This is a genomic window from Bradyrhizobium sp. Pha-3 (genome assembly GCF_042258615.1).
Taxonomy (GTDB): domain Bacteria; phylum Pseudomonadota; class Alphaproteobacteria; order Rhizobiales; family Xanthobacteraceae; genus Bradyrhizobium.
In genome coordinates this window covers 4,922,484-4,942,505 of sequence record NZ_CP170152.1, presented here as the reverse complement: position 1 = coordinate 4,942,505, position 20,022 = coordinate 4,922,484, and the positions used below count along the sequence as shown (strand labels likewise).

Sequence of the window (20,022 nt, the reverse complement as noted above, 5' to 3'; positions counted from 1 at the left end):
CGATCAGGAAATCTTGTCGCGGAGGGCGATGAATGCTTCGTCCGGCGACATGACGGCATCAGCCAGGCCCTGATCGACCCCGGCAGATCCGAGAAAAATTCCAGCTTCGGTCTTACGCACAGCGGACGCGGTCATCTTGCGGTTGCGCGCGACCATCTCGACAAACATCTCGCCCATCGCGTCGACCTCGGCCTGCATGCGGTCGCGGGCATCCTTCGACAGCGGCGTGGTCGGATAATAGTCGTCCTTCTGTGCGCCGAACTTGATCGTCTCGACCTTGACGCCGAACTTCTCCCACATGGCCGTCACGTCGATGCGCAGCATGATGACGCCGATCGACCCCGAGCCACCGGTCCGCGGCACGATGATGCGGTCCGCGGCGCAGCTCAGCGCATAGGCGGCGCTGTATGCGTGCTCATCCAGAATCGACCAGATCGGCTTCTTGCCACGATTGACGAAGATCAGGTCGGCCAGATCGAAGCAGCCGGACACGACGCCGCCAGGCGAATTGACGTGCAGCACGATGGCGCGGACTTTCGCATCATCCAGCGCCATGACAAAGGCGCGGCGGATGTCGGCATAGCAGGTCTCATCGAACCACCATGACCGCTGATGCACGAGAACGCCGCGCACGACGATGACGGCGATACCGTCGATCACGCTGTACGGTCGCTGCTCGTCGCGCGTGTAGGCATCCTGGCCAAGCGCCGCCGCCGGCGCCGGATCGAGCCGGGCGCGGAACGGCGCAAACTCGCCGAGATCGCTCGCCTTCATGGCCTCGAGGAGCAGCGCCGCCCGCTCGGGCAGCAGCGCAAGCGGAACGTTCACGAAATGCTGTTGAGCTGTGACGATCATTCGGCTGGCGGCCTCTGTTTGACGCGGTTGACCGCGACCTGCCCGGCCCAATCGGGACGCGGGATGCCGCGGCGATCAAATTCCTTGATCTCGTAAGCGCGCTGATCGAGGACCTCTTCCATGTCCTCGCCCTGCAGGGCGCAGATCGATTCCAGTGTGTCGATGCCGGCATCCATGCCGATCACAGCGCCGGTGCGCTCGTCGACCGGGTCGATCCAGCCCTGCGCCGGGCCAAGCCAGCGGCACCGCGAATAGGCATTCGGATGTTCCATGTAGGCCGGCGCATTGCTCGGCAGCGGAAGATCATCCTCTTCCATCGCCTCTTCGATCCACGCGCCGCGAATGCGCCCACAGAAATTCTCCGAGAAGTCCTGCCGGCGCCGCGACAATGTTTTCCAGGATTCGAGCAACGCGCCGCGCGCCGACGAATAGTTGACGTCGGACCAGTTGTTCGACACCTGCTGGGCCGAGAGGCCGAGCCCGCTTGCGGCATTGCGCAGGAACGCAGATTCGAAGGCCTCGAAATTGCTGGAGGGCCTGTTCGCCGCGACCGAGTTGATCTTCTCGCCCGGAAACAGGATCGGGATGCGGGCGTTGTTGAGCGAGATCTTCTTTTCGTCGTGGAACTCGCGTCGCGCCGTCTGATACGAGCCGATGCGGTCGCCGTCGCTCAGAGCCTCGCCGACCAACTCCTGGTCGAACGGGCTTTCGACATAGGCCGCAAAGATCGAATTGATGATCGCGGAATCAAGCTCGACGCCGTCATACTTGATCAGCATTTTCAGCCGCTGCAGGATCGGCGTGAAGATGCCGGCGCCGCCGCGGTGCTGGCTGGCACGATCGCCGTCGAAGTCGTGCACGACGATCGGCCGGCCCCACCAGGTCTCGCGCTCGACGCGCTCCCAGGTCAGGGATTCCATTGCCGAGAACCAGTCGCCCTCGTGCGCCTTGCGGATGTGATAGGCGATGGCGGCTTCATACCCGTCGATCTCGACGCCGCCACGCAGCGCCTGCTGATCGAACCGCAGCTGCGGGTTGGACAGCCGGTCGGGATCGACGAGCTGCACGGCAGTCGCATAGCGCGCGCGGCCCATCCCGACCCGATCGGGCAGCCAGCGCATCACGGCCAGCGCATCGCCGTCGATCAGCTTGTGGCGGAACGCGGTCTTCATCATCTGGCGGAACGATTGCCGTCGCGCGGCGTCGCAGTAGCGGCCGAGATCGGCTTCCCAAGCCCGCCAATTGGTGTTGAGCGCCAGGCCGAACTCCTTCGCCCATTCGTGGTCGAAGGCCGGATTGCCGGTCACGGCCGCAAGGTAGCGATGATCCGGCTTTGCGATCGGGCGCAGATTTGCGCCGATCGCGTTGTCGAGAATCCGGGTGACCGCACCCGATGCCCAACCATCGTTGCGCACCAGGTCGCGAACGCGCGAGACGATGCGGTCGCGGTAGGGGTTGAGCTCGGCGTCCGGCGACCACAGGAACGGCGTCCACGCCGCCATGTGCTGGCCGTACAGATCCGCCGCGTCATAGGCCGGCCCGCCGACGCGGCCGTTACCGCCGGCAAGCATGCCGGCGCGGCCGCTTTTGACCGGCTCGCCATCGGCGCCGAGGATCGTGACGTTTCGGTCACCCATCAACGGATACCGGTTGCCTGCGCAAATTCGATGCGCGTAAACGACTCCATCGAGGTCCGGTTGTCGTCGAGCCGATGCCTGACCTCGATCGCCGTCGGAGTAAGACCATGCGTTTTTCCGAGCTCGATCAGGCTCGCCACAGAGCCGGTCCGGAGTTCGTCATCGGTCGATCGACGAGTAGATGCCATGACTAGCCTCAGAAGTATGGGCGGACGGCGCGACGGCCACTGGTGAGACCGAGCTGACGCTGCAGCAGCTGGATGTAGCTGACGAGATCGCTCTTGTTGGCAGTCGTGTAGCGAACGGACTTGCCTTCGTGAGTGACCATCTCGGCCATGCCGCCGATCATGATCTTGTTGTAGGCCGCCTGCGCAGCCGCGAGCTGCGCTTGCAGGGTCGCTGTCGGGATGCCGGCCAGGATCGTTTGGTTCGGAACGAACATTTCCGCTCTCCTATGCCAACAGCTTCGCGATCGACGCCTTGGACTTCTTAGCCTCGGTCACCGTCACCGAGGGACGCGCCGCGTGCGCCGAGACCTCGCGCGCCGGATCAAACAGGTCCGACTGACCGTTCTGATTGACCACTTCGCGCTCGGCCCGCATCGCAGCCCAGCTTTCCGCGGTTCGCGTGTACCAGCCGCAACGGACCGCGGCGGCCTCCGCATAGATCTCGGTATCGAGTACCTCGTTGCGGTCATGATCCTTGCGCCAGAACGAGCGCGGGAAGCCAGTCCGCTTGTCGACGGTCGTTTCCCGCTTTTCAGAGGTGAGCTGCCGATAGAACTCGTCGTCCAACCCTTGCGGATAGCCGCAGAAACCACGCGCCAGCGGATCGACCCGCCGCAAGACCTCATAGAGCGCCGACTTCAGGGCTGAGACGCCGACGTTGTAGAACCTCTTCTGCGTTTTCCTGACCTGACCATCCGGCTTGCGCTCGGTTTTCGTCAGCGCCAGCGGCGGCGCCAGGTCGCTCTTTGCACCACGGACCACGATCACCTTCGTCCACGGATGGCCTTTCGCCCAGGCGAACACATCCTTGGTGTAGGCGTTGCCGTCGATCGCCAGCATGTCGATGCCGCGCATGTTGCCGAACGCATCGGGAAAGGTTCGCATCAGCACCTTGTCGAGTGCGGCTCTCCCCTCATCGGTGCCGATGAAATGCGGGATGATCTCATAGTCGACCGTGTAACGCCGAAGATGCTCTCCAAACGCCTTGATGTGCACCTCGATGCGATCACCCTGACAGTCCACGCCGACGCAAGTGAGGAGAGCGCCGGGAGGAATCCGTCCACGCTGATAGGTCGGCGCATCCGGAACGACGTTGCCCGCGTCGTCGACGCCATTGGCGCGGTTGCGGATATCCTCCCAGGGCGGCGCCTCGCTGGCGCTCTCGAACGGTAGTCCCCACCAATCGTTGAGGTAGACCTGCTCCGCCTTCGGGTCGCCCTCGACGTCGAGCCATTTCCGCGCGATCTCGCCCCAGTCGTAGTTGGGCATCTCCGCTCGGGAGGCCTGCAGCGATATTTCCCTAGCACCGGGATTGTCCGCGACATACCGGCCGCGGCGCAGGATATCGGCCTTGTGCTTGCGCTCGATCGTTGAGCCGCAGGCGATGCAGGTGAAGTGCGACTCGTCCGGTTCCTCGCGATCGATGTTGGCCTGAAAGTTCTCCCACTTCAGCGCCTGGTAGTGCTCGCAATGCGGGCACGGCACGTGCCACCATTCCTGCGTGCCGCGCTCGAAGTTCCTCGTGATGCGGCAGGTCTTCTTGACCAGTGGCGTCGATATCTTCAGCACCTTGCGCCATTCGAAGGCGCCCGACCGGCTGTCGGACTGTTCCTCCGGATCGCCAGCGTCGTTGGCCTGCCACTTCGACAGGTCGTCCTGCACCTGCGCCGGCCAACTCACCATCGACAGCGACGCCGGTGAGTTCGCGCCGGAGATCTGCAGCGAACCGAGACCGTCCCGGGTCTCCTGGTAGAGCGTCGTATCCGTCGAGTCCCGCGATCGCTGCTCGCCGAAAATCCGGCACAACGCCGGGCTCTGCTTTCGCATCACCTTCCATTTGCGGCGCGCCCAGCGGATGGCGTTGTCGTGGCTCGGATGGACGTACCCCATGTCGCAGGGATCGATGTCCATGCGGCTGCCGATGAAGATCTGTGCGACTGTCGTCTTGAAGATCTGCGCAGCACCACGCACCGAGACGACGGTGGCCGGATGGTCCGGCGAGAGCACCTGCAGAATCCGCCTCAACTGCGGAATCGTGTCGCTGCTGTACTGGCCGGCAGCCCAGGACTCCTTGCCGAACTTGATGTTGTCTTCCGCCCACCTATTCAGGTCCGCCGGCGGCGGCGGCTTCATCGCCACCTCGACCGCCATCAGCGCCAGCGCGTCCGGGTTCACCAGGATCGACATTCAGCTTCCCAGCTTCGATCGCTTCACGACGGTCGCGGGCATCGTCGCTGATGCCGGCGCGGAACTTGCGGTAAGATTCTCGCATCGCGACCGCGAGTGCCTTCCAGTCCAGGCCGTATGCATTGGCGATCTCGCGGGCCAGCGTGGAAAACAACCACGTCTCAATCTCGCTCGACAGTTTCGCGAGCTCGCGGCCGAAAGATCGCGTTGCTTCCGCGGCCTCCACATAGCGCCCCTCATCCACCGCCATCTTGCGGCGCTTGATCTCGAGGTCGAGTTCGGCGCTGTCCGCGTCGGCTTTAGTGCGCCGGGCCAGGTCGAGTTCACGGTCGGTCTGCACAACCGGCCTAAACGAAGGCGGAGGCACCGGCGCCGACTGCGCATCACCGTTTACCAGCGGCAGGTCCGCCAGCGCTCCCGCTGCCGTTCCGGCCAGAATTGGCGTTGCCTGGTTGACCTGCTGCGACGGATCGAGCGAGCCGGCCAGGTCCGCCTCCGCCCGCTCGAGCCAGATCTTCGCGGCGTTGCCTGACCCGATCAGCGCTGCGGCCGAGATTTTGCCGTCCCTGATCCAGTTCGACACCGCAGACGGGCCACGGCCCTTGCGTTTTGCGAACTCGCCTTTGGAAACGACCGTCTTCACTGAATTTCACCGCCAGATTTGCAACGGGCGATGAAATTTCAGGCTTTTAAAAACGCTGACTTGCTAGAGAAGCCGAACGCTCAGCCTGCCCGCATTACGTTTGGGGCTGGGAAGGACCCATTGATACCCCGTGTTTACGAAAGATCGGGCAGCTTGAATGAACAAGCGGCCCAAGTCTAGGGAGGAAACGCCCAAGGAGGGCAGCGATAGTGCCGAGGCGCTACCGCATAACCTATGGCTATGAATCGGAAAGCCCCCGGACGGGGCCGGGGCTTGCCTCGAAAGGCGCATCTCTGAACAGCCCCTGAATCGGCATGGTGCCGACGAGGGGGGCGCCGAAGGTGTGCTTCCTTCGTTCGAGGCGTCCTGACGACCTTGGCCGTCTGGCACCAAGGTGGCATACAACGCTGCCACCCAGCTTAAACCGCCTCGATCTCACCCTCATCGAATTCCGATGGCGTGATGCGCGAGAATATCTCCAGTCCAACATTGATTCGGCCGGTGTTGTCAAAGCGCTCGACCCGACCGCAGAAATCCCTGAATGGACCGCTCAGCACCCGCACCAGCTGACCGATCTTAAAGTAATGATCCCGCTTGCTTTTAGGGGTATTGCCGATTGCCTCGATGCGCCTGAGGTCAGCCAGCAATGCAGGTGAGATCGTTGGCACGAAGTCGCCAAAGCGCAGGATTCCGAACACGCCCTCCACAGATTTCCAGTGACCGGCATCGATCTCGAAGTCAGGGACGAGCATCGCTCCCGCGATCAGCGGCATGGTGACGTTCCGTCGTTCGATCCATTCATAGCCGGCCTTGTACCTGCGAAACTCGCGGCGGGCCGTCAGTGTCGGCAGGTACGCACTCAGCCCGAGGCGCGCAAAGCGCCTGATCACCTGAAACTCCCGGGTCGGCATGGTGCGCAGGATGTACCACCTCTTTGGCAAGGGTACCGAGATCGCCTCCTGCGGCGAGAGATATTCGACGATCTGGCCGACTTTGAGGGCCTGCCTCACGTTCTCGAGATTACCGAACTCGACCACCATGTTCATCACGCCCTCTCCTCGTTGCCCGGCTTTTCGTGCTCTGCATACAGTCCGCCATCCTTTTTGGGCGGCCACCGACACGGAGTGAGCAGTCCCTTGATCCGGTTCTGGTAGGTCATCGGCTTGCCGTTGACCTCTGTGGTGGTTTGACCAGCGCGCATCACGATGCGCTCTTCGGGCCAGCGTCCGGTCCAGCCGTGATATCGGCTTCGCCATGCGTTGAATTCGCGCGTTTCGGGAACGGCGACCGGCCACTCCAGCGCTTCGTCCGGATCGAACTGCGCGAGGGCCGCAAGATCAGCCCCGACAGCGCCGAGGCGCCACATCCCGAACTCGCCCGTCTCGGAACGGATCGGGCGCGGCGGCGACAGGTCGAGCAGATACGCGAGCACCTCGAGCGCGCGCCACTCGACCGAGCCTTCGACGATCCAGGCGCGCTCCGGCGGACGCTCCGGCAGCCGGGCGTGCGGGAAGTTGTCGAACACGCGATCCTTCAGGAACCTGTCGGGCCGGAACGGCGCCTGCCGTGGACGCGAGGTCTCGATGGCCTTGGCGTATTCGGGCGCCGCTGCTGCCGCGCGCTGCTGATCGAGCGGCGACAGCGCGGCAAAAACCATCAACGGCTTCTGCCAGGCCCAGCGCTCCCTGCCCGGATAGTTGGCCTTGAAGAACGCGAAATGCTCCGGTTCCTCGACGACGCTGCCAGCATCGCCCGCTTCACCTTCCCGATCGTCCTCATCATCGGACAGCCCCCTGGAAGGGGGTTGGGGGAAAGATTCAGGTTCAGGTTCAGACATTAGGCCCTCCACGCAGTTGGAGGGCTGCTGCAGGGCTACTGAAGGGCTACGATTCGCGTCGCCCGGATTTAGCCCCTCACCGCGTGAGGGGCTAATCTCGCCAGCGTCATCGTGATCAGGAACCGCAAAACCCTGCGCGCGCGCCTCGATCATCTCGACGTCAGCATCGACCATGATGCGGATATCGTCGGTGGTGCGCTTGCCGCGACCCTCATAATTGCGCCGACCAAGATCATCCCGCCAGCACGGCAGCCGCACGATGGCGCCGACGTCCTCGAGGAACTTGAGGCGCGAGCGCACCGTGTTGGCCGTGACGTCGCAGTCCTGCGCCAGGGTATCGATCCCTGCCGTGCAGATGCCTTCGTCGTTGCAGTAGAACGCGATTGCGCGCAGCACCGATTTGCCGAGCGGATTCTTCAATTCCATGTTCCGCGCCCAGCTGTGGGCTTCGTCGGAGGCGAGGCGCCGTTTCCGGCGTTTGTCGCGGGCATTGGCAGTCATGTCGGAGATGTCTCTTGGCCGTAAAGTGAATCTGGACGCAATGAACTCGTATGAGTGGTGGGAACATCAGGGGCACGCACGCGCCTTTCGATCGCAGCGCAGGCCTGGTGCGTGCGGCGCCAGATGCGCCTTGCCGCCCAGATCAGGAGAATGTTGGCCGGTGTTCCGGGAATGGGCCGCGCGCGATTGATCATCCGGTAGAACGCGCCCTCATGCATGTCGCCCTTGGCGCGGTTGCACGACAGACACGCCGCTACGATGTTGCCGCGCGATGTGCGTCCATCACGGCAGCGCGGGTGCTTATGGTCGGCGGTGGCCGTGCTGCGCGAGAGTGGCACCTTGCAATAGGCGCAGCGGCGTTGCTGCTGGATCAGCGCGTCGCGGAGCAGGATGTGCAGCCGTTGCTGGCGTGACGGGAAATCAGGCATCGTGATCTTCCCGTTCCATCGGCACGATCTTGTAGCCAGTCTTGTCAAGCGCCAGCAGGATCAACCTGACGCCGAGGCCCGATGGCGAGATCATGCGTGCTGGCCCCGGCACGAAGAGCGAGAGCGCGGCCGAGATTACCTCGGCTGGCGTGAGCAGGGGGGCGGCTGATGGCTTGCGCAGGAATGGTGCGACGCGGTCGATAAGAAGGGGGTGGCGGATTGACTTCACGGCGCGACCTCCAGGCCAGCCGGCACCCGGTTCGGAAACCACGGCGCGTCCCACGGATGCGGCACAGCGTCGTAGCCGATCATCAGCGGGTGCTTCGGGTGGCCGTCGTCGGTCACATCGAGGCAATAGAGTTGCTGGCCGAGCCGATCGGCGATTCTAACCACGTCGATCCAGCGCTTGCGCAGGGCCTCGGGCAGCTTTTTAACTGTGCCCCAGCCGACGATGACGATGTCGGCGGCGGCGATGATCTCCTCGAGGTGGCGATCATTGTCGGAGCCGATCGGGTCGGCGGCCGTGCGCAGGCCGCTGATGTCGGTCGAGACGAAGGCGAACAGATTTCCGATGATGATGCGCCGCCAGCCGAGGCGCGTGCCGAACCCGATCAGCTTGCGCACCGTGTGGTCGTTCGAGGTTTCGTCCGCGTCGGAGCCGTTCACCATGATGATGGCGGCGATGATGCCTTCGCCCGGGAGCTCGCGTTCGAGCCGGTAGCGGTACATGCGATCGGGCGAGAAGACGGCGCAGCCGCCGACGGCGACCGGCTCGCACTCGGGCGTGCTGTCGCCCTCGATCTTTTCCCCGTCGCGCCAGAATTCGGGCCAGACGACGTCGCGCGCGGCCTCGGATTCGTGGCGCGTCACCTTGATGGTGCGGCAGCCGTTGAGGCATTCGTGCTCGGTCTTATGGGGGAAGCGGACGGGATCGCCCCAGCGATGGTTCATGGCGCGCTCCGTGCGCGATGCAGTTCGACCACTTCACGGAAAAGCTGGATCGCGTGGCGATACGAGCCCAATGCCTGACGGCGCGCAAAGCCATCGTTCGGCTTCTTGCTGCCGTCGTCCCAGCTGCGCACGTTCCACATGATGGTCTCGAAATGAGGCCATAGCCTATCGGTGCGCCAGACGACCCTGTTTTCGATGACCATCACGTAGTTGCGGCACCAGGCATCGCGGAACGCTTCCCATGCGGTGCAACGCACGCGGCCCCCGCTCGCGACGTAAAAGCCCTCGTCGCGCCCGGTATCGCTAAATCCGAAGAATGCGGCGAGCCCGACATCCGTGTTCCAGCACGACGGATGGTTGAGTCGCCCATTCGCGTCCGCGCTGCCTCCGGTCCACATTTCGACGCCCGCTAGATCGCCGAGCAGGTGGTGCGCTTCCGGAAAAATCTTCGGAAGGTCCATGTCGAAATCGTCCGACCAGAACGGCTGGACTGGCGCGAGCGGAGTACCCTCGGCGAGCCCGTTCATCGCACGCCTCCCGCCAGCGTGATCCGGGCCAGCCGGTAGCCGTTGCGTGGCACGCCCGGCTCGGAGACCTCGCCGCGGCGCATGGCATCGAGCGCGCTGCGGCCGGGCTTGGGGTCACCGAGAAGGCCCGCGGTCGCGCCCTGTTCGGCGACGCGGGCGCGGATGTCGGCGTCGAATCCAAACCGGAAGGGCGATGCCGGGCGGTTGAAGTCGATATAGGCTGACGGCGCAGGCGCGCGCGCGGGTTCGGGCGCGGTCGGCGCAGCGATCTCGATCGGCTCTACCGGTGCCGGATCGCGGTCCCGTCCGCACAGCTTGCGGATCAGCTGGATGCTGTCGCGCTTGCGCATGTTGGCGAACTTGTCCTTGCACGAGGACACGGAGTGCCCGACCTCTTCGGCAACTTTCTCCCAAGGCACGCGAACACGGACCATGCCGGAGCGGGCCTCGCGCACGGCAGTAAGCAGAATCTGGGTCTGCCGCGTCGTCCAGGGCTTGTGTTTTTTCGTCGTCATGATGATCTCCCGCTTCCCTCTGAGCTGCGCGTCCGCGCGGATGTCCGCGATCTTGGCCTCGCACGACGCGATCGAGTGACCGACCTGGCGAGCCATCTCCGCCCACGGAATCCGGGCATGCTTTCGGATGGCCTCTCGCCACAGCATTTCCAGAAGCTCGATCTGGGCCTTCCGCCAATCGCCATGCGATCCGGCTACGATTTCTGCTGTTCCCGTCATTCGGCCGCCCTCTGCAGGATAGCGTCAGGCTCATTCATGCGCGGTCGTGCCGCATCGGCCATGATCGCGCCGACGCACGCCTTCATCTTCGCGACCGAGACGGCGTTACCGATCTGCTTGATCTTCTCGGTCTTGGTGCCCGCAAATTCGTAGGCCTGGTCATCGGAATTGAAGCCCATCGCCGCGGCGAGCTCGTGCGGCTCCAGCATGCGGAACAGGATGTCGAACTGCGGAGTCGCCTCGACCAGGTTGATATGTCCCGACGCGCAGATTACGGGCGTTGGCCCGTCGAGATCATGCACGCGTGGCGCCTGCCCTACACGCTCGCCGAACTGCGCAGCGATGAAGGCGAGCTCGCCGCGGTTGGCCCCGGTCACAGTCGGCAGCGGATCGGTCGCAGGATCGCGGGCGCGATCGTCGAAACCAGCGTGGGTAACCGGCATCACCATGGCGAATTCGCCGCCCTTGGCGGTCGTCAGCGTCGGCAGCGGATCGTCAACATCGCGCGCTGCGTTTCCGCCATGGGTGTGGGTGACCGGCACAACCATACCGAAACGCCCCTTCGACGTGACCGTTGGCAGCGGTTCCTCCGCGCTCTGGCAGGTCTCGCCCGAGCCGGAGCCGTAATAAGGCGCGATCAGGCAGTGCGAGTGCTTCGCCACCTGCGTCGGCGTCGGCTCGTCGAGCGATCGCGCGGCGCCTCCGGCGTGTCGCGATAGAACGAATGGCTCGACCAGATAGCCCCCGCCATCACAGTTCGCCGTCGGCGCTGGCTCGCCGATGGCATGCGCCCTGCTCTCGCCGTAGCCATCGCCATGCCGGTTGAGGATGAAGGGTTCGACCAGCACCGGCTGTGCCAAGGCAATGTGTGATCCATTCGCCGCAACTGTCGGCAACGGCCGATCGAGGCTCTGCCCTGCCATATGATTGCGCAGGACAACGAGGAACGGTTCCGGCCATTTAAACTTCTCCGCGCCGGCATAGATTCGGGCGATCGTCTTCGGCGCCAACGGCTTCTTTCGGTCGAAGATCGAGCGGCCCTTGATCGACCAGTCGATGATCTCGCGCGCTGGCTTCCAGGGCTTCTGCGTCGGGAACAGCGACAGGCCGTCCATCTTCCTGACGTGCGTCGGCATCGGCCATGAGAACGATTTGCGGTCGCTGCGCGCCATCAAAATGAAGCGTTGCCGCGTCGTCGCGTCGCCATAATCGGCGGCGTTCAGCTTGCGCCATTCCGGATCGAAGCCGAGCCTGCGGATGGTATCGATCCATGCCCGGAAATACTCGCCCTTGCGGCTCTTGATCGGCTTGCCGGTGCGGGCATCGACCGGGCCCCAGCCGCAAAACTCCCAGACATTTTCGATGATGATGCGCTTGACGCGAAGCTCCGTCAGCCAGGTGATGATGTGCCAGGGATCGCTACGCTGCTGGTCCGAGGTAGGCTTGCCCCCGCGCGCGACCGAATGATGCGTGCAAGTCGGCGAGGCCATCAGGAGATCGAGGTACCCTTCGGGCACGATGATGTGCGGCCGCACCGCCGCGATGTCCTCGCAATAGTGCCGCGCCGCCGGATGGTTCTTCTGGTGCGTCTCCAGTGCAACGCCCCAATGGTTAACGCAGACGAGCTCCATCTCGAGGCCGAGATCGGATAGCGCGCGAGCTGCGCCGGTCGATGAACCGCCAGCGCCGCAAAGCAGGTCGGCCACGAGTATCTTGCGCGGACGCTTCATGCCACCTCCGGCACATTGACGTTGAAGAATCCTTGATAGCCCCGCATCTCGATCGGCGGCTCAAAGTGGCGGATGTCCGAGAGCGGCCAGGCCCAGTTGAAGTTGCTGCGGTCACTGTCAGCGACATTCATCCGGAACAGGTCGCAGGCGAGGATCGGCTGACCTAGCACGACGGTGCCGAGCGCCATGCCGGTCGGCAGCAGCCGATACTTGTGCGCAGCCCGGACCTTCAGCAGCAGCGCGCGGGCTTTGTCGACGTCGAGGCAGGTGCGGCCGGAGAGCTCGGCGGTGCCATTGGCCTCGGCATCGAGCCGGGCGAGCAGGTCCTCGACCTCTTTCGGGCGCACCGGACGCGCCCCGGCCTGAATGACGATGCGCTCGCCTACCTGCGGCGCGTTCATATAGAGCCGGTAGCTCTTGCCGCGGAATTCGTGGTGCTTGGCGCCGATCATGATCAGCGAGGCCCATGGCTGCCACACGGTGAGCGATCTCATCGCGTCGCCTCCTCACAATTGGGACGGTTTGCGAGTTCGAGCAGGACATCGGCGTGGCATGGCTCGCCGACGGCGCACCAGCACGCGAGGTTCTTGCCACGAAGACTCGGCAGCGCGTCGAGGACACGTTTGGCGCGCTCGCTGCTGCCGCACAGCCAGGTGCGGTACATTGCCTGCTCGAAGGTGCCGGCATACGGGTTTCCGAACTTGCCGGGCCGACCCACGTAGACCGTGTTCTCCGGCATCCGCCAGCCCTTGGTGCGCTGTCGCTGGATCCGTTGCGGCGCGGTCATTGCAGCACCTCGAAAAACTTCTGGCGTCCGGTCACGCCCGCGGTAGGCGTGAGGACCCGCACGTTCCGCAACAACCATGCCCAACGGCCGGCCCTGTAGTCTCCGAAGTCGTCGTAGCGGACCGTGAAGCAGTCCGGCATAGGGCGGCTCACCATGCGTCGGACTACGCGCGCAGCTGGAACGGCGGTCCCTTCTGCGGCATCGCCCAGCTGAAAGGCAGCGTCCAGCCGTGCGGTACAGACGACGCAGCCGACCGGCATCACTGCCATTCCGAAGCATTGCATCAGCTCGTCGGGGATTCCCTGCATCGATGCCGACAGTTTGTCGGCGAGATCGAAGCCGCCGGGCGAGTGCTGCCCGTACATCAGGTCTTCGGCGAAGGCGCGCGCGTCCTTGTCGACCTTCTTCGAGGCATGGATCGCGATCGTCTGCCCGATCAACTCAGCCGGCGGAGCCCAATCGCGCGTCTCATACGGCTTCGCGCCGCATGCGATGAGGGACGCCCATGGTTGCCACAGCGATATCGCCTTCATCAACATAGCCCCACTTCCTTCTCCGCATCCATCTGCACGCGATCGACGACGTTGAAGCCCGGGCACCGTTCATCGAGATCAGCGGCGCATTTGTCGGCATAGGTGGAGAGCTTGGCGCCGCATCGCGTGCAGATCAGGCGGTCGCCGAGCCGCTCGCGGACGAGCTGCTGCACGCGTTCGCGCAGCTCGCGGCGGCGGTTCGGCGACATGCGATGCGGCGCCAGCATGGTGTCTCAGCCGAGCTTGCCGAACACGGCCATGACGCCGGTCTTCTCGACCGCGTCGGTCACGATCAGCCTGAGCGCCGCCTGGCGCATATGCTCGGCGCGATGCAGCTTGATACCGAGGTTGAGCGAGCCCTCGTCAAGCTTCCAGCGCAGGAAGGCGCCGACCTCGACCGGCGCATCCCCGAAATAGACCGGGATGCTCAGCAGGAACCGGGTCGGCAGTTCGAGGTCACCCTTGGTGCGGGCCTCGGTATTGTCGTTGAACTCGAAGCTTTCATTGTCACTCGAGGTGCGCACGGCCTTGATGAAGTTGACAGTCCGCCGCGCCTGCAGGTCGCGTACGGCTTCCAGCAGCGAGGCGGCATCCGGCGCCTTGATGTCGGGCGCGTTCTCCTCGATGAAGCGGGCGAACTCCAGCTGCGGCTTCAGCTGGCCCGAGATGCCGCTCCAGGTCTTCCATTCTTCCGAGAACGGCAGGTCGAGCATCGCGCGGTGCGTCACCAGCGATGCCTTGGCCTTGTCGTGGTAGTCGAGCGCGCAGACGATCCGGTTGGCCTGAACGTCGGCGAACATCAGTGAGGTATCGGCCTTGAACCGGTTGAGGTACTCGATCAACGCATCGGCGTTCTGGAGCGTGACGGACTGCACTAGTTGCTTCGGTGCGAGCACCTCGGCCTTGTTGGCCGGCGAGACATCCTTGAATTCGAACCCTTGGGGCAGAACCAGCAATTCACGGCCATCGGCCATGGTCATTATCTGCGGCACGCCAGCCGCCTTGGCGGCAAGCTTGGCGACGGAATCGGCTTCACTCATGGATCTAGGACCTTAGGTTTTGGGGGTTGAACGAACGCGGTGGTGGAGACGAACAGAATCAGGCGCTGCCGCGGGCGGCGCCGCCGGCCTCGGTAAACATCTCTTTCTGCTGAGGGTCGGTGCGGTGCAGGTCGCCGGTGCCGTCCGAGAAGAAGATCGCCTTCGGAATGTCGGCCTTCGGCACCGAGGATTTGACCTTGATCGACAATTCCTTCTGCGAACCGCCGCCCTTCTCGGGCTCGATCGTGAGCTCGATCACGAGCTTGGCTTTCTTGCCGGTCTCGTCAACGGCACGGACGCATTCAGCGAGGTCGCGGCTTGCCATGTCGACGGCACGGCCGTTGCGGTAGTCACGCAGCACATCAGTGATTGGACGCATGGGAATCTCCTTTGGTGAGACGTGAAATGTGGACGGCGTGCATTAGCGCCTTCCCTTTCGGGCACGATCGAACCGCTCGCCCTCGGCGATCAGCAGGGCACCGCCGCGCACGAGGTCGCGGCGGCGTCCCTGCGGCTTCCACCACGAACCATCCCAGGGCCATTCGTGCGGAACGGTCTTTGATTCCGTTCCGGCGTGGAGAAGATAGGCGCCGGCCGCGCGGGCGAGCTCGCCGCGGTCGTGCGCGTCGTCATGCTCGGTCGACCAGCCTTCCTGCTCGATCTGACGAAACCGCTCCGCGATCACTGCGGACATGAACGGGGAGACCGGCCGGCGGATATGGAACGCCTCGAACGCGCGCCGGAGAACAAAACCGCGCACCAGCGAGGCGACAGTCATGATGGCGGCGAAGGCGAGATTAGTATGCAGCGGGATAGGCACGCCGACGAGGAGAGGCAGGATCATCCATTGCAAGAACAGGGAAAGACCGAAGCCGGCTGCGGTCGACAGCGTCGTTTCCAGCGCAGACATAAAGCGGGACTGTTTCATGCTGCGCTGTCCCTCGCCTGCTGCAGTTCGCCTTCGAGCACCTCGATCCGGTCGCGAAGCTTCTGCTCCTCTTCGAGCGAGATCCACGACCGGTTGAAATGCTCGACCGGGCCCAGCGCGATCCGGAGCGCCTCGCTGTCGGTCATGTCCGCGGGCGCCAGGAAGTGAACGACATCATCCGTAAATGCCGAACGCGTCGTGTAGGCGAACCGCGCTGTGTAGCGGGTGCGCGGTTCTTCCGGCGCTCTCGGATTGATCAGGAGAACGTCGCCGGTGTGATCGGCCAGTTCGATCACCGAGCCGTGGCGAGGACCGCCGATGCAGCGAAGGTGCTTCATGGCTCCTTGCTCCGTCTCAGGAATTCGGGAAGGTCGAGCGGGTGCGGCTCGCTGGACGCGAGCTGCGGAGGCGCGGGCTGAACCCCTACGTCTGAACCGGCTGCCACAACCAAAGGCCTGGCCGGTTCGCGTCCCGAAACGGGGGTGGGAGCCTCGCGAGCTGTACCAGACGCCTCCTCTCGGGGTATTGGTGCCGGCGCAACGAGCAATTCCGCTGCGCCGGCGTCCGATGTCCGCCCATCGGGAAGCCTACCGGCAGATGGTTCTACACCTAGCGATGCGGCATCCGGGCGTTGCCCGGCATGCACGGAGATCGCACGCACATCTGCTTTCGCACGGGAAACATGATCCGGGCGCCGCGCGACCGGATGCTGGGTGAAGCGGGCGACGTCGTTGGATCGCGACAGGCTTTCGCGGGAGCCGGGCGGGATCCAGAACGGCGCGCGGGGCTGCTCATACTTGTCCCAGACCAGCCAGATGTAGGCCGTTGCGGTGCCGCCCTCCGGATCCCAGCGCCCCTTGCAGAGGTTGACGCGCTCGGCGAAGAACGCGATCAGGGTCGGCGGCCGGTCACGGAAGATGTTCTCGTAACGCCCGATCGTCTCTAGCCACTGCAGCCGCACGAACATCGCAACGCCGTACCGTGCGCGCTCCAGCGCTCGGAGCACGAAGGCCTCGCTTTTCTCGGCGAAGGGAGGATTGGTGATGATCCAGTCGGCGCGGATGTCGCCTGCCTCGCCGTTGTCGTCGAGGAAATCGACCAGCCGATCGCTGTAGCCGTAGTCGTGGACGTCGGTCGCGACCACGCGGCCGAAATATTCCTCCAGCACCTCGGCGATGTGGCCCTCGCCGCAGGCCGGCTCCCAGGCGGTGTGCTCGCCCGGGTCGTCCATGAGTTGCGGCAGGACATGCCGGAGCAGCGCCCGCGTCGCCCAGGGCGGCGTCGGGAAATAGTCGAGGCTGTCATCGGGCTCGACGCGCGAAGACATGATCGCGCGGCTACCGTTCGGAAGTGCGCGCTCGAGCGCGGACGGCTGTTCGGGCTCCGGGAGCTTGGCGATCGTCGACGCCGCGGAGACGGACAGATCACCGGCGTCGACGGCCGAGATAACCTCCGGCACGGCATGGGCAATTACGGCGCGCGCCCGGTCGATGCCGGGCACATCCGACTGCGCCATTTCGGCAGCCTGCGCTCGGGAAATATTCGCAACTTGCGAAGTTTTCTCCCCGTCATCCTCCGGCGACGCGGGCGGACGTCCACGTTTCAGGTTGACCAGCCGCGCGCCGACCATGCGGCGCTGGTCGTCGGTCAGGTGCCGACGCACCAGGTTCTTCGAGACCACCCATTGCAGCGGATCGCCCTCGACCGCCGGATTGAAGGTGCGGAACAGCAGATTGTCGGCCGATGGCTCCAGCATTTCGACATCGAGCGGTTCGCCGGCGCGGTGACCCCAGCCGTCGCCGAGCACCTCGCCGCTCTCGGTCAGGAAGGTCAGCGCATTGATCCGGTTGCGCCCGTCGAGGATCTGCCCGTCGAACAGCACGATCTGGTCGCGCACGCCATGATCACGGATATCGCCGACGAGCTCGTGGAAGGCGTCGCCCTGCAACGGCCAGAACAGATCGGCGAAGGTGTGGACCGGAAGTGTCATTGGCGCGCCTCACGCGCAGTCGGCATGCCGTTGTGCTCGACGCCATCAAGCAACCGGCCGGCGGCTTTCTTGCCGACGCGCGTAACGGCCGCCTGTGCGGCGTTGCCCGTGCATTTGACCGCGTCACGGCAGCTCGGCTGCGCACAGCGCGACACCTGATCGAGATATTCCGGTGTCTGGAACAGATCGAAGGGAGGTGGCGGAAGCGCGCCGGCGCCTCCGTGATACTTATCCGACCATCCTTTCTCGATCGGTCGCACACAGGTGCGGCGATCGAACCAATGAGCGCGGTCGTGATCCCTATGATAGGGCCAGTCGAGCGCGCCGAGATCGTCGGTCGGCATGCCCCACTCGCCCCACTGCTTGAAGAAGAAGGACACGTTCGCCGCAGCACATTGATCGCGCAGCGAACGTGCCCAGTCCGGGTGCATCGGGCGAGCAGCGGGGCCAGACTCTCCGCCAACGATGACCCAGTCGAGCTTGGCCGTGAGCACCTGGTCGCTGCGGAAGCCACCAAGCGCGTCATGAACCGTGGTCGTCTTGTCCTTGGCCCACTCCATGCCGCCAAGTGAATAGAGCGCGATCGGCCCGAGCAACGGCTCCGCCGAGATGAAGCGGATCGCCGCCGGTGTGGCGAGCAGTTCGGGGATCCGCTCGTCGGCTTCCTGCTGGCGTTCGGTCGAGACGCCGAGCCAGACGTTAGGTAGCGGCCATTCGCGCAGATCGATGTCGACGTCCTTGTAGCCATCGGCATCAATTGTGCCGGTCACCTGGCAGTATCCGCGATCGCCTGGCGCGAGGTGCTGAGACCAAAGTTGATCAGCGACGACGGCGATACGCGCTGTGACCTCGTAGTGCGAGAGATACTCCCGCATCCGCCTCGCCCGCTTCGTCAGTACCTGGAACGTGTGCTGCGGGCACAGCGCCATGACCGCGAACACCTTGTCGATCCATTCGTCGGGCACGTCCTCGTGGAACAGGTCGCCCATCGAGTTGACAAAATAGGTCGTCGGCTTCTTCCGCTGCAGCGGGGCGAGCAGGACGCTCTCCGGCGCCAGCGCGACCTTGCCGGTCCACACGGCGTTGCCGTTCACCTTCCTGGTGGTGCCGTCATATTGGCCGGCGGCGCGGCGGCGCTTGCCGTGCACCTGGTCGGCCTCCCGGGCCTCGGCGTTCATAGCCTCGATCCGCGCGGCCATCGCCATGGCGTAACAGTTGGTGCAGCCGGGCGAGACGATCGAGCAGCCGACGATCGGATTCCAGGTCTGCTCGGTCCATTCGATCGGGGAATTACCGGCCATCAGGATTTCCCTTTCCCTTCGGCGTATCGAGCGTCAGCCCAAGGCTGCGGATAAGATTGGCGCTGTCGGCCCAGCGGGCGTGGCCGAGCCATGCGGCCAGGAACTTGTGCAGCCGCTCATGGTCGCCTGCGGCGCGATAGGCGGCGATCTTGCGCTTGGCGCGGACGACGCTGCCCCGGCGCAGCAGCTTGTGGCTGGCCCAGATCCGGTAGCCGAGGAAGTTGATGCCACGGGTAACCGGGGCGATCTGCCATTTCGAGAAGCGCAGGCCGAGACGGTCGCGTGAGAACTCCTCGATCGACTGCTTGACCAGGCGCAGGTGCTGCGAGCTGGTGCCGAGCACCACGAGATCGTCCATGTAGCGATACCAGAGTCGCTCGCCCAGCGTCTGCTGCAGGTGCCGGTCGAGTGTGGCACCGGTGTAGAGGTTGGCGAAGATCTGCGAGGTCAGGCTGCCGATCGGCAGGCCGATGCCGAGCCGCGGCACCATCGTCTCGATCAGGTCGAGCGTTGCGCGGCAGGAAATCTTGGCCTCGATCAGCCGCCACAACACCGGCCGCTCGATCGAGGCGAAGTACGCCGAGAAATCCGTCTTCAGGAAATAGAGCGGCGCGCCACGACGGGCCTCGCGGCGGAGATCACCCTGCAGCTGCATGACGCCGGCATGAGTGCCCTTGCCGGGACGGCAGGCGAAGGCGCGCGGCAGCAACGCGCGATCGAAGATCGGCACGATCACAAGGCAGAGCGCCTGCTGTGCGACGCGATCGCGGAACGGCAGCGCGGTGATCAGGCGCTTCTTCGGATCGAAGATGTGGAATTCGTGCGGGATGCCTGCGACATACGTCCCAGCCGCGATGTCGCGGGCGAGAGGCAACGCGCCGTCGGAAGCGTGATGAAGCTCGACCGGGCCCCGGGCGATCGCCTCGAGCTGCTCGGGCGTGAAGCCTGGCATGTCGTAGGGTCCGCGGCGGCCGGCCGGCCCATGCAGGCGCCGGCCGGCCCGTGGCTCGCGCGGACGCGACACCATCACCGCGGACACGAGACAAAGCGCGATGAACACCAGGACGATCGCAATCAGGATTTTCGCGGCAATCATCGGCGAAGCTCCTCGTCTCTCCAAAAAGGTCGCAAAGGCTCACGTCCGGAAATGACCGAACGCGCGCGGTTCATCGAATGTCGGGGTTAC

The 20,022-nt window shown here is 64.5% G+C and carries 25 protein-coding genes; all 25 read right to left on the bottom strand.

Translation table 11 applies throughout. The annotated features are described in order from the left end of the window. Positions 1-3 precede the first annotated feature (3 nt). Positions 4-855, bottom strand: a complete 852-nt coding sequence (locus ACE10Z_RS23585; protein ID WP_375782899.1) for a S49 family peptidase — start codon at positions 853-855, stop codon at positions 4-6. Further along, the gene (locus ACE10Z_RS23580; RefSeq protein ID WP_375782898.1) at positions 852-2,492 is read right to left on the bottom strand and encodes a phage portal protein; all 1,641 of its coding nucleotides are present in this window, start codon (positions 2,490-2,492) and stop codon (positions 852-854) included. Before ACE10Z_RS23580 ends, ACE10Z_RS23585 begins: the two co-directional genes overlap by 4 nt. Then, a complete protein-coding gene (locus ACE10Z_RS23575; protein WP_375782897.1) occupies positions 2,492-2,632 on the bottom strand; it encodes a hypothetical protein in 141 nt (46 codons plus the stop codon). Before ACE10Z_RS23575 ends, ACE10Z_RS23580 begins: the two co-directional genes overlap by 1 nt. A gap of 56 nt (positions 2,633-2,688) precedes the next feature. Beyond that, complete coding sequence (gene gpW, locus ACE10Z_RS23570; protein WP_375782896.1) at positions 2,689-2,934, bottom strand: gpW family head-tail joining protein; 246 nt, start codon at positions 2,932-2,934, stop codon at positions 2,689-2,691. A 10-nt stretch (positions 2,935-2,944) separates the two neighbouring features. Continuing rightward, complete coding sequence (locus ACE10Z_RS23565) at positions 2,945-4,906, bottom strand: phage terminase large subunit family protein (RefSeq protein ID WP_375782895.1); 1,962 nt, start codon at positions 4,904-4,906, stop codon at positions 2,945-2,947. Beyond that, on the bottom strand, positions 4,821-5,549 hold the full coding sequence (locus ACE10Z_RS23560; protein ID WP_375782894.1) for a hypothetical protein: 729 nt from the start codon (positions 5,547-5,549) through the stop codon (positions 4,821-4,823). Before ACE10Z_RS23560 ends, ACE10Z_RS23565 begins: the two co-directional genes overlap by 86 nt. A 419-nt stretch (positions 5,550-5,968) precedes the next feature. Further along, positions 5,969-6,595: a transcription termination/antitermination protein NusG gene (locus ACE10Z_RS23555; RefSeq protein WP_375782893.1), complete on the bottom strand. Its 627-nt coding sequence runs from the start codon at positions 6,593-6,595 to the stop codon at positions 5,969-5,971. After that, complete coding sequence (locus tag ACE10Z_RS23550; protein WP_375782892.1) at positions 6,595-7,887, bottom strand: hypothetical protein; 1,293 nt, start codon at positions 7,885-7,887, stop codon at positions 6,595-6,597. The genes ACE10Z_RS23555 and ACE10Z_RS23550 overlap by 1 nt, the downstream gene beginning before the upstream one ends. Then, positions 7,884-8,315: an HNH endonuclease gene (locus ACE10Z_RS23545; RefSeq protein WP_375782891.1), complete on the bottom strand. Its 432-nt coding sequence runs from the start codon at positions 8,313-8,315 to the stop codon at positions 7,884-7,886. The genes ACE10Z_RS23550 and ACE10Z_RS23545 overlap by 4 nt, the downstream gene beginning before the upstream one ends. After that, the gene (locus tag ACE10Z_RS23540; protein WP_375782890.1) at positions 8,308-8,544 is read right to left on the bottom strand and encodes a hypothetical protein; all 237 of its coding nucleotides are present in this window, start codon (positions 8,542-8,544) and stop codon (positions 8,308-8,310) included. Before ACE10Z_RS23540 ends, ACE10Z_RS23545 begins: the two co-directional genes overlap by 8 nt. After that, on the bottom strand, positions 8,541-9,266 hold the full coding sequence (locus tag ACE10Z_RS23535; RefSeq protein ID WP_375782889.1) for a DUF1643 domain-containing protein: 726 nt from the start codon (positions 9,264-9,266) through the stop codon (positions 8,541-8,543). The genes ACE10Z_RS23540 and ACE10Z_RS23535 overlap by 4 nt, the downstream gene beginning before the upstream one ends. Continuing rightward, positions 9,263-9,793: a hypothetical protein gene (locus ACE10Z_RS23530; RefSeq protein ID WP_375782888.1), complete on the bottom strand. Its 531-nt coding sequence runs from the start codon at positions 9,791-9,793 to the stop codon at positions 9,263-9,265. The genes ACE10Z_RS23535 and ACE10Z_RS23530 overlap by 4 nt, the downstream gene beginning before the upstream one ends. After that, complete coding sequence (locus ACE10Z_RS23525; protein ID WP_375782887.1) at positions 9,790-10,404, bottom strand: SANT/Myb-like DNA-binding domain-containing protein; 615 nt, start codon at positions 10,402-10,404, stop codon at positions 9,790-9,792. Before ACE10Z_RS23525 ends, ACE10Z_RS23530 begins: the two co-directional genes overlap by 4 nt. A gap of 119 nt (positions 10,405-10,523) precedes the next feature. Next, positions 10,524-12,257: a DNA cytosine methyltransferase gene (locus ACE10Z_RS23520; RefSeq protein WP_375782886.1), complete on the bottom strand. Its 1,734-nt coding sequence runs from the start codon at positions 12,255-12,257 to the stop codon at positions 10,524-10,526. Further along, positions 12,254-12,751 (bottom strand): hypothetical protein, encoded by a 498-nt coding sequence (locus tag ACE10Z_RS23515; RefSeq protein WP_375782885.1) that lies wholly within the window; start codon positions 12,749-12,751, stop codon positions 12,254-12,256. The genes ACE10Z_RS23520 and ACE10Z_RS23515 overlap by 4 nt, the downstream gene beginning before the upstream one ends. Next, positions 12,748-13,044: a DUF4326 domain-containing protein gene (locus ACE10Z_RS23510; protein ID WP_375782884.1), complete on the bottom strand. Its 297-nt coding sequence runs from the start codon at positions 13,042-13,044 to the stop codon at positions 12,748-12,750. The genes ACE10Z_RS23515 and ACE10Z_RS23510 overlap by 4 nt, the downstream gene beginning before the upstream one ends. Beyond that, positions 13,041-13,583: a hypothetical protein gene (locus tag ACE10Z_RS23505; RefSeq protein WP_375782883.1), complete on the bottom strand. Its 543-nt coding sequence runs from the start codon at positions 13,581-13,583 to the stop codon at positions 13,041-13,043. The genes ACE10Z_RS23510 and ACE10Z_RS23505 overlap by 4 nt, the downstream gene beginning before the upstream one ends. Next, positions 13,577-13,804 carry a hypothetical protein gene (locus tag ACE10Z_RS23500; protein WP_375782882.1) on the bottom strand — a complete coding sequence of 76 codons (228 nt, stop codon included), beginning with the start codon at positions 13,802-13,804 and terminating at the stop codon, positions 13,577-13,579. The genes ACE10Z_RS23505 and ACE10Z_RS23500 overlap by 7 nt, the downstream gene beginning before the upstream one ends. 6 nt (positions 13,805-13,810) lie before the next feature. Beyond that, complete coding sequence (locus ACE10Z_RS23495; RefSeq protein WP_375782881.1) at positions 13,811-14,617, bottom strand: DUF2303 family protein; 807 nt, start codon at positions 14,615-14,617, stop codon at positions 13,811-13,813. Positions 14,618-14,675: 58 nt separating this feature from the next. Next, positions 14,676-14,996: a hypothetical protein gene (locus ACE10Z_RS23490; RefSeq protein WP_375782880.1), complete on the bottom strand. Its 321-nt coding sequence runs from the start codon at positions 14,994-14,996 to the stop codon at positions 14,676-14,678. A gap of 42 nt (positions 14,997-15,038) precedes the next feature. Continuing rightward, on the bottom strand, positions 15,039-15,545 hold the full coding sequence (locus ACE10Z_RS23485; RefSeq protein ID WP_375782879.1) for a hypothetical protein: 507 nt from the start codon (positions 15,543-15,545) through the stop codon (positions 15,039-15,041). After that, positions 15,542-15,883, bottom strand: a complete 342-nt coding sequence (locus tag ACE10Z_RS23480; protein WP_375782878.1) for a hypothetical protein — start codon at positions 15,881-15,883, stop codon at positions 15,542-15,544. The genes ACE10Z_RS23485 and ACE10Z_RS23480 overlap by 4 nt, the downstream gene beginning before the upstream one ends. Further along, on the bottom strand, positions 15,880-17,535 hold the full coding sequence (locus ACE10Z_RS23475; protein WP_375782877.1) for a hypothetical protein: 1,656 nt from the start codon (positions 17,533-17,535) through the stop codon (positions 15,880-15,882). Before ACE10Z_RS23475 ends, ACE10Z_RS23480 begins: the two co-directional genes overlap by 4 nt. Then, a complete protein-coding gene (locus ACE10Z_RS23470) occupies positions 17,532-18,836 on the bottom strand; it encodes a phage Gp37/Gp68 family protein (RefSeq protein WP_375782876.1) in 1,305 nt (434 codons plus the stop codon). Before ACE10Z_RS23470 ends, ACE10Z_RS23475 begins: the two co-directional genes overlap by 4 nt. Then, on the bottom strand, positions 18,826-19,932 hold the full coding sequence (locus ACE10Z_RS23465) for a reverse transcriptase/maturase family protein (RefSeq protein WP_375782875.1): 1,107 nt from the start codon (positions 19,930-19,932) through the stop codon (positions 18,826-18,828). The genes ACE10Z_RS23470 and ACE10Z_RS23465 overlap by 11 nt, the downstream gene beginning before the upstream one ends. Positions 19,933-20,022: the final 90 nt, after the last annotated feature.